General features: G+C 64.2%; 10 protein-coding genes. 7 read left to right on the top strand and 3 right to left on the bottom strand.

What is annotated here, in order from left to right; genetic code table 11:
• Positions 1-50: 50 nt before the first annotated feature.
• The gene (gene ugpC, locus BUA26_RS09300) at positions 51-1,142 is read right to left on the bottom strand and encodes an ABC transporter ATP-binding protein (protein WP_072760236.1); all 1,092 of its coding nucleotides are present in this window, start codon (positions 1,140-1,142) and stop codon (positions 51-53) included.
• Positions 1,143-1,273: 131 nt separating this feature from the next.
• Here ugpC and BUA26_RS09295 point away from each other — a divergent pair, with 131 nt between their 5' ends.
• On the top strand, positions 1,274-2,629 hold the full coding sequence (locus BUA26_RS09295; RefSeq protein WP_072759776.1) for a GH1 family beta-glucosidase: 1,356 nt from the start codon (positions 1,274-1,276) through the stop codon (positions 2,627-2,629).
• Positions 2,630-2,649: 20 nt separating this feature from the next.
• Here the strand turns inward: BUA26_RS09295 and rsmG are convergent, their stop codons facing one another.
• Both rsmG and BUA26_RS09285 read right to left on the bottom strand, forming a co-directional pair.
• The gene (gene rsmG, locus BUA26_RS09290; protein WP_072759774.1) at positions 2,650-3,279 is read right to left on the bottom strand and encodes a 16S rRNA (guanine(527)-N(7))-methyltransferase RsmG; all 630 of its coding nucleotides are present in this window, start codon (positions 3,277-3,279) and stop codon (positions 2,650-2,652) included.
• 162 nt (positions 3,280-3,441) lie between these two features.
• A complete protein-coding gene (locus BUA26_RS09285) occupies positions 3,442-3,900 on the bottom strand; it encodes an SPFH domain-containing protein (protein ID WP_072759771.1) in 459 nt (152 codons plus the stop codon).
• 787 nt (positions 3,901-4,687) lie between these two features.
• Between BUA26_RS09285 and BUA26_RS09280 the strand changes: the two genes are divergently transcribed.
• From BUA26_RS09280 to BUA26_RS09255, 6 genes are all read left to right on the top strand, one after another.
• Positions 4,688-5,761 (top strand): LacI family DNA-binding transcriptional regulator, encoded by a 1,074-nt coding sequence (locus BUA26_RS09280; protein WP_072759769.1) that lies wholly within the window; start codon positions 4,688-4,690, stop codon positions 5,759-5,761.
• A complete protein-coding gene (locus BUA26_RS09275) occupies positions 5,758-8,772 on the top strand; it encodes a TonB-dependent receptor (RefSeq protein ID WP_072759767.1) in 3,015 nt (1,004 codons plus the stop codon). The genes BUA26_RS09280 and BUA26_RS09275 overlap by 4 nt, the downstream gene beginning before the upstream one ends.
• Positions 8,773-8,886: 114 nt before the next feature.
• Complete coding sequence (locus BUA26_RS09270; RefSeq protein ID WP_072759765.1) at positions 8,887-10,407, top strand: tryptophan halogenase family protein; 1,521 nt, start codon at positions 8,887-8,889, stop codon at positions 10,405-10,407.
• Between the two features lie 86 nt (positions 10,408-10,493).
• Entirely contained in the window at positions 10,494-11,954 is a 1,461-nt protein-coding gene (locus tag BUA26_RS09265) for a glucoamylase family protein (RefSeq protein WP_072759763.1), read from the top strand.
• Between the two features lie 41 nt (positions 11,955-11,995).
• The gene (locus tag BUA26_RS09260) at positions 11,996-13,282 is read left to right on the top strand and encodes a sugar ABC transporter substrate-binding protein (protein WP_072759761.1); all 1,287 of its coding nucleotides are present in this window, start codon (positions 11,996-11,998) and stop codon (positions 13,280-13,282) included.
• Entirely contained in the window at positions 13,279-14,157 is an 879-nt protein-coding gene (locus BUA26_RS09255) for a carbohydrate ABC transporter permease (RefSeq protein ID WP_072759760.1), read from the top strand. The genes BUA26_RS09260 and BUA26_RS09255 overlap by 4 nt, the downstream gene beginning before the upstream one ends.
• Positions 14,158-14,166 lie beyond the last annotated feature (9 nt).

Genomic DNA, 14,166 nt, shown 5'->3' with positions numbered 1-14,166 from the left:
CGCGGGAGAGGGTTAGTGTAATGCCTCGTCCAGCCGAGTGCTGCCCGCCCTCACGGGCCGATCCGCGCGCCGCTGGCGGCATCGAAGAGGTGCAGCCGCGGCGCCGCCAGCCCCAGCGGTACCGTGCTGCCCGGTTCGGGGAGGCCACGTGGCGACACCCGTGAGACCAGTGCCTGCGCGCCGTAGCGCAGGTTGAGAAAAACCTCGTTGCCGACTGGCTCCAGCACTTCCAGCTGGGCGCTGAGCGCGGCATCGCCGGCGTCTCGCGGCTGCAGGTCTTCCGGACGAATCCCCAGCACCACCTCGCGATCGCGCCACGGCTGCCATGCCGTCGCCTGCGGCGGATCGCCCAGCGCGATATCCCCGTGGGCGGTGGCGAGCGTCCAGCCATGGTCGTGGCGCAGCGTGCCGTGCAGCTGGTTCATCGCCGGACTGCCGACGAACCCGGCCACGAACAGGTTGGCCGGTTTCTCGTACAGATTCATCGGCGTGTCGATCTGCTGGATCACCCCGCCGTCCAGTACCACGATGCGCTGGCCCAGGGTCATCGCCTCGATCTGGTCGTGGGTGACGTAGATCATGGTGGCCTTGAGCTGCCGGTGCAGCCGCGCGATTTCCACCCGCATCGACAGCCGCAGCTTGGCATCGAGATTGGACAGCGGCTCGTCCAGCAGGAACACCTTCGGGTCGCGCACCAGCGCCCGGCCCAACGCTACACGCTGACGCTGTCCGCCGGACAGCGCGGCCGGGCGAGAGGTGAGCCGGGCTTCCAGTTCCAGCGTCCTGGCGGCCGCGGCGACCCGCTGGTCGATGTCGGCCTGCTTGTGCCCGCGCAGCCGCAGGCCGAAGCCAAGGTTCTCGGCTACGGTCATGTGCGGATACAGCGCGTAGTTCTGGAACACCATGGCGATGTCGCGATCCTTCGGTGCGACTTCGTTGACCACGCGGCCGCCGATGCTGAGCGTGCCGGCGCTGATCGTTTCCAGCCCGGCGATCATCCGCAGCAAGGTGGTCTTGCCGCAGCCGGACGGTCCCACCAGCACCAGCAGTTCGCCGTCGGCGATCTCGAAACTGGCGCCGGCCACGCCGACGTTGCCATTGGGGTAGACCTTGCGCAGTTGGTCCAGTTGTACGGCGGCCATCGACATCTCCGGTGCGTGTGGCCACGATGGCCGTCCCGCCAGCGCGTGCGCAAGTCTGCACACTTCGGTGGGGCATTCGGCTATTCTGCCCATGTAATCGTTTACATCAAGCACTTGGTCATAGGTACCTCATGACACGCCCCAGTTTCCGCTTTCCCGACGGCTTCCACTGGGGTGCCGCCACATCCGCCTATCAGATCGAAGGCTCGCCATTGGCCGACGGCGCCGGCCCAAGCATCTGGCAGCGCTTCGCGCATACGCCGGGAATGATGAGCAATGGGGACACCGGCGACGTCGCCTGCGACCACTACCGTCGCTACAAGGACGACGTGCAGTTGATGAAGGCGCTGGGCCTGCAGGGCTACCGTTTCAGCATCAACTGGGCGCGCGTGCTGCCCGAGGGCACCGGCAGAGTCAACGCGAAGGGGCTGGATTTCTATTCGCGGCTGGTCGATGAATTGCTGGAAAACGGCATCGCGCCGAACGTCACGCTGTTCCACTGGGATCTGCCGGCGGCGCTGGACGACCGCGGCGGTTGGCTCAATCGCGACAGCGCGCATTGGTTCGCCGACTACGCCGAGGTGATGTTCAAGGCGCTGGACGACCGCGTTCCGCGCTGGGCCACGCTCAACGAGCCGTGGGTGGTCACCGATGGCGGCTATCTGCATGGTGCGCTGGCGCCGGGCCACCGCAACAAATACGAGGCACCGATCGCCGCGCACAACCTGATGCGCGCCAGCGGAGCTGGTATCCAGGCGTATCGCGCGCATGGCAAGCATGAGATCGGCGTGGTGTTCAACATCGAGCCGAAGTATCCGCATTCGGACAGCGCCGAAGATCTGGCGGCAACCCGCCGCGCGCACGCCTACATGAACCAGCAGTTCGCCGATCCGGCGCTGCTCGGCAGCTATCCGCCCGAGCTGAAGGAAATCTTCGGCGACGCGTGGCCGGACTTCCCCGCCGACGATTTCAAGCTGACCCACCAGAAGGTCGACTTCGTCGGCATCAACTATTACACCCGCGCCGTGGTGAAGCACGACCCACAGGCTTACCCACTCAAGGCGGTGCCGGTGCGCCAGCCGAACCAGACCTACACCGAAACCGGCTGGGAGGTGTTCGAGCAAGGCCTCACCGATACGCTGACCGGATTCAGGGACCGCTACGGAGACATCCCGCTATACATCACCGAAAATGGCTCCGCGTTCTACGATCCGCCGGTCGCCGAGAACGGTGTGCTTGACGATCCGCTGCGTACGAACTACCTGCGCAAGCACCTCAAGGCCGTGCACAAGGCGATCGAGGCCGGCGTCAATCTGAAGGGTTATTACGCCTGGTCACTGATGGACAACCTGGAGTGGTCGCTGGGTTTCTCCAAGCGCTTCGGCCTGTACCATGTCGACTTCGCTACCCAGCAGCGCACGCCCAAGGCCACCGCCAAGCTGTATGCGCAGGTGATCGAGAGCAACGGCAGCGTGCTGGACGAATAATCTCTCCGAACAACCCTCGTTCAGACGTGGCCGAGCACAAGCAGATGACGCTCGGCCGGCAAACCCGGGACAGCCAGCTCATGCACGCCGCGCACTTCGAAGCCTGCCGGCACGCCCGGCAACTCGTCATCCGGCCGTTTGCCCTTCATCGCCAGCCAGAGCCCTTCCGGCGCCAGCAGGTGGCCGCCCCAGCCCAGCATGTCGGCCAGGCTGGCAAACGCGCGCGCGGTGATGCAGTCGTACTGGCCTTCGACCTCTTCCACGCGTGACTGCAGTGCCTGCACACCTTCGAGCTTGAGCGCACGGATCGCCTCGCGCAGAAAGCGCACCTTCTTGCCGTTGGAATCGACCAGCAGGATCTCGCGCCCCGGCGCGGCGATCGCCAGCACGATGCCGGGCAGGCCCGGACCGGTGCCAAGGTCGGCCAGGGTGCGACCTTGCACGTACGGCAGGATCGCCAGCGAATCGAGCAGGTGACGAGTGATCATCTCCGCCGGATCGCGCACGGCGGTAAGGTTGTAGGCCGCGTTCCAGCGCTCCAGCAGGGCTTGATAGTCGAGCAGGCGTGGCACCGCGTCGGTCGGCAGACTCAGCCCCAGTGCGGCAATGCCTTGTTCGAGTCGTACCTGCAAGGCGTCGCGCGCAGCCATGATGCTTTCCTGTAATCCGGGGCGGCAGTATCCCGGCCGGACGGCGACGATGCCAGCGGCAGATGCAAGCCGACGAAAGAAAAACCCGCCGAAGCGGGTTGCGAGGTTCACAAATCCCCTGTGGCGTGGGCGCTCTTGGTCGCCCTGACGCAATTTCCAGACTCAGGCCACGTCGAGCTCGACCCGGGTCACCATCATGCCGCGTTCGCGCAGCGCGCTGTTCAACGACTGCTTCACGCGGGCGCCCAAGTCACGACGATGGGCGTCATCGACCGCCGGCTCGGCTCGCAAGGCTTCCTGCGCACCGCGGCGGATCAGTTGATCGACCTGTTCGAACACGGCGTCGGCGCGTTCCGGCTCCAGCACCTGCCAGTACACCGTGCCACGGACGTCGTGGGCGTCGGCCAGCGGCTCCTCGAACCGCAGCGTCTGCCCGGCCAGATTGATCTTGTGCGCCACCCGATCCAGCAGCGGGAGTACCAGATGCGTGCCCGACGACAACAGCCGCACCGGCTTGCCGCGACGATACAAGCTGTAGACCTGACCGGCCGGCACAACCTTCACTGCGCTGGCGATCAGCGCGGCAGGTAGTACGAGCAGTAAGGTCAGCAGAGTCATCATGGTATTCAAAACAGGGACTTGTCCCTATATCGTTCAATGTTGTGGGAACTTGAGGATACAGTTGCTTGAGTGCGCGAAGATTAACCTTGATTTAACGACATGCCGGAATTTTTAACAAGAGGCTGAAGAGCGCCGAAGTGAGACGCCTGTCGCATGCCTGATCCGTTCTTGAAGAAGCATGAAATCAAAAGCATAAGTCCTGCCATCAGAGGCGCCGCAGAGGGTAAGGCGCGTAAAAGTCGGTCCGGTGACACCTAATTGAGACGCGCGTCGTACCTGAGAGGGTTCCGGCTGTCGTCTTGGAGGCTGCAGCCCGGGTAACCACCGCGGGGCCGCCCGCGAAGCGGGTTTCCATCGACGGTCTTGAGGGACAACGTCAGGTCACAAATGGCCGCCTGAGGTCATGCCATCTGTCCGTCCGAAGCGGCGTGCGGATTCCGGCCAAGGTTGAACAGGCTGCGGGTGGCTACCACGCAGCTACCACGGTCAATCGCTGCCGGCGATCTTGGCTGTCTCCTCTTTCGGCGACGACCTCAACCGGTCGATGCAAGGCACATTTCCATCTCACCTGGACGACGGTTGCTGCACTGCCACAACGCCTGTTCCGGAGGCAGCACATCGTCCGCAATCGGTGCGCCATGGGTTTGTCCCATCGCGGCCTTGTAGAGCGACAAAAAACACCTCGCAGCGCAGCAGAATTTTCTTTTTACAGGCACTTTACATGTCGCCATGAAAACGTTTACGTTGCCGCCACTGCTGGGTTTTCGGCGATCCGGGGCAAGCTCGCGTGGCGACAGCAACCATCAAAGATGTGGCACGTGAGGCCCGCGTTTCGGTGGCCTCGGTATCGCGTGCACTGAATGGTGGCCGCGGGGTGACTGCCGAGACCAGCGAGCGCATCCGCGAGGCCGCGGCACGTCTCCGCTACATGCCGCACGCCGCGGCCCGCATGCTGATTACCCGCCGCACGAATACCGTGGGCGCGCTGCTGCCGGACCTGTATGGCGAGTTCTTTTCCGAGCTGATCCGCGGCATCGACCTGGCCGCCCGGGCACGTGGCCTGCATCTGCTGGTTTCCAGTTCGCACGATGGCGCCGAGGATGCTGCCGCTGCGCTGCGTTCGATGCAGGGTCGGGTCGACGGGTTGCTGATCATGTCCGCGCATCTCGACACCGCGTTCCTGCACGCCAACCTCCCCGCCAGCGTGCCGGCCGTGCTGCTCAACAGCGGAGTAAAGAGCGCGTCGTACGCGGTACTCAACATCGACAACTACGGCGGCGCGTACGCCATGGTGCGTCATCTGCTGGAGGCCGGGCGCGCCGACGTGACCTTCATTGCAGGCCCCGCCGGCAACTTCGACGCGCAGCAGCGCGAACTCGGCTATCGCGCGGCCATGGCCAAATATGCGCCTCACGCACCGCTGGATGTGGTGGCCGGCGATTTCAACGAGGAGTCCGGCTACCTCGCGGGACAGCAATTGGTAGCGCGCAAGCAGCGGCCGAGTGCCGTGTTCGCCGCCAACGACATGATGGCCGTGGGCTGCCTGTACGCATTCAAGGATGCCGGCGTAGACGTGCCGCGCGAGATCGCGCTGGCCGGCTTCGACGACATCCCCATCGCGCGTTACGTCACACCACCGCTCAGCACGGTGCGGGTACGCATCGTCGATCTGGGCCGCAGCGCGCTCGAACAACTGGCGGCAATGCTGGAAGAGCCACGCCAGGATGCAGCGTCCATACACACACTCGACTGCGAGATCGTCACCCGCGAGACCTGCGGCGCGGCGCGGCAGCCTACGACAACAACAGGCAAGGTTTTCGATTCGGGGCGTCGGCCATCCGACACGGGAGGGAAGTCATGAAAGCACCAATGCAACTCAGAAAAAAACTGCTCGCAAGCCTCATCAACGCTGCGGTGATCTCGGTGGCCTGCGCCCCGGTGGTCTCGTGGGCACAGACTGCCAATGCGAACCTGCGCGGAAAAGCGCCGGCCAGTACCACGGTCACCGCGCGCAACGTCGCCACCGGCAGCACCCGACGCGCCAGCGTAGGTGCGGATGGCAGCTACACGCTGGTCGGTCTGCCGCCGGGCACCTACCAGGTCGATGCCGGACCCGGCACCGAACGCACGGTTACGCTCACGGTGGCCTCGACTGCAACCCTCGACCTGACGGCGCCCGGGGCGGCGGCTCCGTCGACGGCAAATGCGACCACTCTCTCCGGTGTGACGGTCAGCGCCGCCACGCTGACGGAAGTAAAGACGTCCGAAATCGGCTCGACGATCTCGCTGCACCAGATCAACACGATCCCGCAGGTCTCGCGCAACTTCCTGGAATTCGCCGACACCGTCCCCGGCATGGTGTTCAACGTCGACTCCTCTGGCCACACTTCGCTGCGCGGCGGCGCGCAGAACAACAGTTCCGTCAACGTCTTCATCGACGGCGTCGGCCAGAAGAGCTACGTCAAGGAAGGCGGCGTCAGCGGCCAGTTCTCCAGCCAGGGCAATCCGTTCCCGCAGCTGGCGATCGGCGAATACAAGGTGATCACCTCGAACTACAAGGCCGAGTACGACCAGATCTCCAGTGCGGCGGTAACCGCAGACACCAAGTCCGGCACCAACGAGTTCCACGGCGAGGTATTCGGCACGTACACCAACGACTCGCTGCGCGCGCGGACGCCGGCCGAGGATGCCTCGGGCAAGAAGACCAAATCGCATGAGAAGGAATACGGCTTCGCCATCGGCGGACCCATCATCCAGGACAAGATGCATTTCTTCTTCACCTATGAGGCGAAGAAGTTCGACACGCCGATCACGGTGACTCCGGGTGTCACCGGTACCGCCGCATTTCTGCCGGCCAGCGCCTCCACGCAATTGGGCCCGGCCGACCTGCCGTTCAATGAGGACCTCTACTTCGGCAAGATCGACTGGGAGCCGACCGATCGCGACCGCTTCGAGCTGAGCGGCCAACTTCGCAAGGAAGGCCAGTACGACAACATCGGCAACCAGACCGCTGCCTCCGCCGGCATCGACGTGATCAACCGCGACACCCGCATCGCGGCCCGTTGGCAGCACAGCGGCGATTCGTACTTCAACGAACTGCTGTTCACCCATGAGAACGCGTACAACAACCCGACACCGTTGCGGTTTGGCGACGGCGCGGCCTATACCTATGGCCCGCAGCAAGATGCGACGATCCTGATCACCGGTTCGGCCAACGCGCTGGCGACGCAGAAGAAGGGCCAGAAGGGACCGGCGATCCAGGATGACCTCACCTTCAATGATTTTGAATGGCATGGCGACCACGTCATCAAGATGGGCGTGAAGTACAAGAAAGTGGACCTGAATGCGCAGGACGCCGGCAACAGCAATCCGCAGTTCACCTACAACGTCGACCCGACGGGCACCGGAGCAACGCCGTACAAAGTGTTCTTCCCCGCTCCGGTTCCGGGTTTGAGCCCGGTGGCGAGGTCCAGCGACAAGCAGTTCGGCACTTACATCCAGGACGATTGGGCGGTCAACGACAAGCTGACGCTGAACCTCGGCGTGCGCTGGGACTACGAAAAGAACCCTTCGTACCTCAACTACGTCACACCGGCCAACGTGGTGGCCGCACTCAACAGCCCGAACCCCGACTCCACCGCACCAGCGGGACAGACCTACGCGCAGGCTCTCGCGCTGGGCGGCATCAACGTCAACGACTACATCAGCACCGGCCACAACCGCAAGGCGTACAAGGGCGAGATACAGCCGCGACTGGGCTTCTCCTACGACCTCAACGCAGACGAGTCACACGTGATCTTCGGCGGTGCCGGCCGTGCCTACGACCGCGACCTGTATGACTACCTGCAGGTGGAGCAGACCAAGGCCTCGCTGCCGCAACTGACCGTGTATTTCCAGGATCCCGCCACCGGGCTGTGCCATAACAACGGCTCGCCATGCTTCGCCTGGGATCCGAAGTATCAGAACAACCTTTCCGCGTTGCAGGCGCTGGTCGCCGCCAGCAACACCGGGCAGGAAGTCGACGCGATCAACAACCACCTGAAGGCGCCGTACTCCGACCAGTTCAGCCTCGGCATGCGCAACAAGATCGGCGACTGGAACACCAGCGCCGCGATCGCGCGCATTCTCAGTCATGACGGTTTTGCGTTCACGCTGGGCAACCGCTATCCGGACGGTTCGTTCTTCAAGAACGGCAGCCAGCCCTGGGGCAACGGCGTGCCAGGTTTCGGCGGCCTGATCATCGGCAATAACGGGATCGAGACGCGCACCACCCAGCTGCTGCTATCGGCGGAGAAGCCGTATACGAAGGAATCCGGCTGGAGTGCCACGTTCGCCTACACCTATACGCGGGCGACGCAGAACCGCGACGTCAACGAGCACTACTCGTTCGACGAGGCCACGATCCACCAATACCCGTTCATCGACTCCAATGCTGCCGCCAGACACCGTTTCGTCGCCACCGGCGTGATCGACATTCCGTGGGGTATCACGCTTTCGGCCAAGCTGACCCTGGCCACGCCGATCCCGTTCAATGGGATCGCCTGCTACGGCGCGACCTTTGCGAACGGCAGCGGCTGCACGCCGGCGGCGGCCACACCGGGCGGCAACGGCAAGTTCCTCGTCGGCGGCAAGGTCTTCGGCTATCGCGATGTCGACTTCCAGGCGACCAAGGACTTCGACCTCGGCCATGGCATGACCATCTATGGCCGCTTCGACCTGCTCAACGCCTTCAACTTCAGGAACTACACGGACGTCCTCGTCAATTGGGGTTCCGGTGGCGTGCCGAACACGAATCCGGCGATGTACAACCCGACCGGCAACATCACCTTCGTGCCGCGCACAATCAAGTTCACCGTGGGTATGAAATTCTGACGCTTCGGCGCCGATGAAGCTCGCCATGCGGTCGACACGTCACCACAGAGCCCGCTTTAACCGCGGGCTTTGTTTTCGTTGCGGACCATCCACTCATGCAGATCCGTGTTTTCCATGATTGATTCCCGCATAAGAAACATCGTCATCGTCGGCGGCGGCACCGCCGGCTGGATGGCGGCCGCCGCCTTCGCCAAGGTCCTCGGCGCCGACTATTCGATCCGACTGGTCGAGTCGGAGGAGATCGGCACCGTCGGCGTCGGCGAAGGCACGGTGCCGCACCTCAAGCTGTTCAACAATCTGCTCGGAATCGACGATGTCGAGTTCGTGAAAAACACCCAAGGCACGTTCAAGCTCGGCGTGCAATTCAACGACTGGGGCCGGCTCGGCGATAGCTACGTTCACGGCTTCGGGACGATCGGCCACGACGTCGGCCTACTGCCGTTCCACCAGTACTGGATCAAGGCACGGCAGATGGGCAGGGCTGCCGACATCGGCGCGTACTCGCTGAACACGGTGGCCGCGCCGCGTGGCCGTTTCATGCCTTCGGCCACCGATGCGCCGCCGGGCTCGCCGCTGGCAAACGTCGCCTATGCATATCACTTCGATGCGGGCAGGTATGCGCGCTACCTGCGCGGCTATGCCGAGCAGCGCGGCGTGTGCCGCACCGAAGGCAAGGTCGCGCAGACCGTGCTGCATCCCGACAGCGGCTTCGTCGAAGCGATCGTGCTGGAGAGCGGCGAGCAGATCGACGGCGAACTGTTCATCGACTGCTCCGGCTTCCGCGGTCTGCTGATCGAGCAAGCGCTGCACACCGGCTATCTCGACTTCAGTCACTGGCTTCCGTGCGATCGCGCGCTCGCGGTGGCCTGCGAGAAAGTGGGTCCGCCAACACCTTACACCCGTGCATCGGCGCGACCGGCAGGCTGGCAGTGGCGCATTCCGTTACAGCACCGCACCGGCAACGGATATGTCTATTCCAGCGCGCACGTCAGCGACGACGAGGCGACCGCCACTTTGCTCGGTCATCTGGACGGCAAGCCGATCGGCGAGCCGCGGCTGCTGCGCTTCACCACCGGCGTGCGCCGGCAAGCCTGGAACCGAAACGTGGTCGCTCTGGGTCTGGCGGGCGGCTTCATGGAACCGCTGGAGTCGACCAGCATCTACATGATCCAGTCCGGTATCGCGCGCCTGCTCAATCTATTCCCGCAACGCGATTTCAGCCCGGTGCTGATCGAACGCTACAACGCCCAATCGCGCTTCGAGTACGAGCACATCCGCGACTTCCTGATCTTGCATTATCACGCGACCGAGCGCGATGACACGCCGTTCTGGAATCAGTGCCGCACGATGTCGATCCCACCGCAGCTCATAGACAACATTCGCCTGTTCCGCGACAGCGGCCGGTTCTTCCGCGACGGCGAGGAGATGTTCGCAGTGGTCAGCTGGGTGCAGGTGATGCTGGGCCAGCACATCGTGCCGCAGAACTACCATCCCCTGGTCGACCAGATGCCGGATGCCGAGCTGGCCGAGTTCATGGCCAGCGTCGGCCATGTGGTGACGAGCTGCGTCGATGCGATGCCACCGCACCAGGCGTTCATCGACCGCTGCTGCAGGGCGTCCGCGTTGGTCGCCTGATCGTTCTTATTACATCGGGCCGGGCCGGCACCCGCCGCCACGGCTGCGCAAAAAGCTTCTCCAGCAAGATTTAAGAGTGCCCCAGCATGCCCAAGTTTTCCCGGATCCTGCGTACCGTCACCTTCACCGCTCTGCTAGCGTTCGGCGCCGGCTGGCAAACGCCGATCGCTGCGCGGTCGCCGGCCCTCAGCTACACCGCTCTGCCTGCACGGCAACAGGCGCTGGTCGACGACCTTGAGCGGCGTACCTTCGACTGGTTCTGGCAAAGTGCCGATCCGAAGACCGGGTTGGTGCCCGACTCGTATCCGGGCCAGTCGTTTTCCTCGATCGCGGCGGTCGGCTTCGGGTTGACCGCTTACGGTATCGGCGTCGAGCGCGGCTACGTCACCCGCGCGCAAGCGGCGGAGCGCACGCTGGCGACACTGCGTTTCTTCGCCGCTGCGCCGCAGAACGACAGCGAGGACGATGCCGCTGGCTACCATGGCTTCTTCTACCACTTTATCGACATGAAGACCGGCAAGCGCGCGATGCGCTACGTCGAGCTGTCCAGCGTGGACACTACGCTGCTGCTCGGCGGCGTGTTGTTCGCGCAGTCGTATTACGACCGCGACACGCCGCAGGAAGCCGAAATCCGGCAGCTGGCGGACACGATCTACCGCCGCGTCGACTGGCCGTGGATGCAGCCGCGAAAGCCGCTGATCAGCATGGGCTGGACGCCGGGCGGCAAGTTCATCCCGGCCGACTGGAAGGGCTACAACGAAGGCATGCTGCTCTACATTCTCGCACTCGGCTCGCCGACCCATCCGGTCGGACCGGAGGCCTGGACGGCGTGGCTTTCCACGAATCACCTGACCTGGGGCACCTTCCAGGGCCAGACCTTCCTCAATTTCGCGCCGCTGTTGGGTCATCAGTACAGCGAGAGCTGGATCGAATTCCGTGGCATCCGCGATGCCTGGAGCCGCGAGCACGATCTCGATTATTTCGAGAACAGCCGCCGCGCCACCTACGCGCAGCGCAGCTACGCGATCGCCAACCCCGGCCATTGGACCGGTTATGGCGCCAATATGTGGGGCCTCACCGCCAGCAATGGCCCCGGCGACTTGGTTGTGAAAAGCACCGAGGGCGATCGCACGTTCTACGGCTATACCGCGCGCGGCACCGGGCTCGACTACATCTCCGACGATGGCACCATCGCACCCACCGCGGCCGCCGGCTCGATCGCATTCGCGCCGGAGATCGTGGTGCCCGCGCTGGAGGAGATGAAGCGCCGCTACGGTGCCGACATCTACAACAGGCACGGCTTCGTCGACGCGTTCAATCCCAGCTTCCACGTGCATACGCCATTGCGCACCGGCAAGTTGCGGCCGATGGGCTGGGTCGATAGCGTGCAACTGGGCATCGACCAGGGTCCGATCGTGCTGATGATAGAGAACTGGCGCAGCGGCTTCGTATGGAACGTGATGAAGAAGAATCCGTACATCCGCAAGGGACTCGATCGCGCCGGCTTCGAAGGCGGCTGGCTGCGGGCGGACACGCCGACACCATGAAGCATGCTGGCCGCTCGCATCGGTCGCTACGCGCGCCTTCGATGCGACGCAGCCTGGTGCTGGCAGGTGTCCTCCTGTGCGCCGCGCTGAGCAGTGCGTGCGGACGGACACCGGCGGCCGAGCAGCCACTCACGTTCTGGACCTTCGGCCGTGAAGGCGAGGCCATCGTGAAGCTGCTGCCGGACTTCGAGCGCGCCCATCCGGACATTCACGTGAAGGTGCAGCAGCTGCCGCTGACCGCGGCGCACCAGAAGCTGCTGACCGCGTTCGCCGGCGGCTCCACGCCGGACATGACCCAACTCGGCAACACCTGGTTGCCGGAGATGGTGGCGCTGCATGCGCTGCAACCATTGCAAGCGCGCGTCGACCGTTCCACCGTGATCGAGCCGGACGATTACTTCGCCAGCATCTGGGCGACCAATGTCATCGACGGCACGCTTTATGGCGTCCCGTGGTATGTCGATACGCGATTACTGTTCTACCGCAAGGACCTGCTCAAGTCCGCCGGCTTCGATGCACCACCGCGCGACTGGGCCGAGTGGCGGCGCATGCTCGCCGCGCTGAGCGATCTGCAACGCCATACGTACGGCGTTCTGCTGCCGACCAACGAGTACGAGCAGCTGATGTCGCTGGCGCTGCAACAACCCGACCCGCTGCTGCGCGATGGCGGCCGCTACGGCAATTTCCGCAGCGCCGGCTTCAAGCGCGCGCTGGCGTTCTATGTCGATACGTTCCGGTTGCATGAAGCCCCGGCGATCACCAATGTGGAAGCCGGCAATCCATGGTTGGAATTCGGCCGCGGCGTCTACGCGTTCTACCTGTCCGGCCCATGGAACATCGGCGAGTTCCGCTCGCGTCTGTCGGCGGCGCAGCAGGACGACTGGGCCACCGCGCCGCTGCCCGGGCCCGAGGGTCCCGGTGCGGCGGTGGCCGGCGGTTCCAGCCTGGTGATTTTTCGCAACTCACCGCATCAGCAGGCCGCGTGGACCCTGATCGAGTACCTGTCGCAACCGGCGGTGCAACAGCGCTTCTACGACCTGCTCGGTGACATGCCGCCACGGCGTGCTTCGTGGACAGGTGGCGCACTGCGCGACGATCCCAAGGCGCGCGCCTTCCGCGATCAGCTGGAGCGCGTCAAGCCGACGCCACCGGTGCCCGAATGGGAACGCATCGCCAACGAGATGCAGCTGGTTGCCGCGCAGGCGATCGCCGGCCAGCTGACCATCGACCAGGCCGCCACCGAGATCGACCGCCGCACCGACCTCATCCTGGAGAAGCGCCGCTGGGTGCTCGATCATCCGCAGCCATCGGCGGAGGGCAGAAGATGAATCGGCAACACGCGGCCTGGCTGTTCCTCGCACCGGCGCTGCTGGTGCTGGGGGTGTTCTTCCTGCTGCCGGTGATCGCCGCGCTGGCGCTCAGCCTCACCGACTACGACCTCTACACATTGGCCGACATCCGCAACCTGCGCTTCGTGGCGCTAGGCAACTATTGGGCACTGCTGCAGCGGCCGCTGTTCTGGTCGGCGCTCGGGCACACCGTGTATTTCGTGGCGGTCGGCGTGCCGCTGTCGATGGCCGCTTCGCTGGGTGCGGCACTGTTGCTGAACTCGCCGCTGGCGCGGGCCAAGCCGTTCTTCCGCACGGCACTGTTCGCGCCGGTGGTGACCACGGTGGTGGCGGTGGCGGTGATCTGGCGCTATCTGTTCAACACCAAGTACGGCATGGCGAATTTCGCGCTCGGCCATCTGGGCATCCACCCGATCGACTGGCTGGGCGATCCGCACTGGGCGATGCCCACGATCATCGCGTTCGCGGTGTGGAAGAACTTCGGCTACAACATGATCATCTTCCTCGCCGGCCTTCAGGCGATCCCGCCGGATCTGTACGAGGCCGCACGCATCGACGGCGCGTCGCCGTGGCGGCAGTTCCGCCACATCACCTTGCCGATGCTGGCACCGACGATGCTGATGGTGGCTATCCTCACCGTGTCCGGCTATTTCCAGCTGTTCGCCGAGCCTTATGTGATGACCGAGGGCGGCCCGCTGCAAAGCACCACCAGCGTGCTGTACCTGATGTACGAAGAAGGCTTCAAGTGGTGGAACCTCGGCTCCGCTTCAGCGGTCGCGTTCCTGCTGTTCATCATCATGTTCGCGGTGACCGCGCTGATGCTGAGATTCTCGCGGCGCGGAGGCGAATCGTGAATCCGCGGC

Source organism: Rhodanobacter sp. OK091 (assembly GCF_900142825.1).
Lineage (GTDB): Bacteria > Pseudomonadota > Gammaproteobacteria > Xanthomonadales > Rhodanobacteraceae > Rhodanobacter.
Note: the sequence above shows the minus strand (reverse complement) of the source record. Positions and strands in the feature narration are given on the sequence as shown.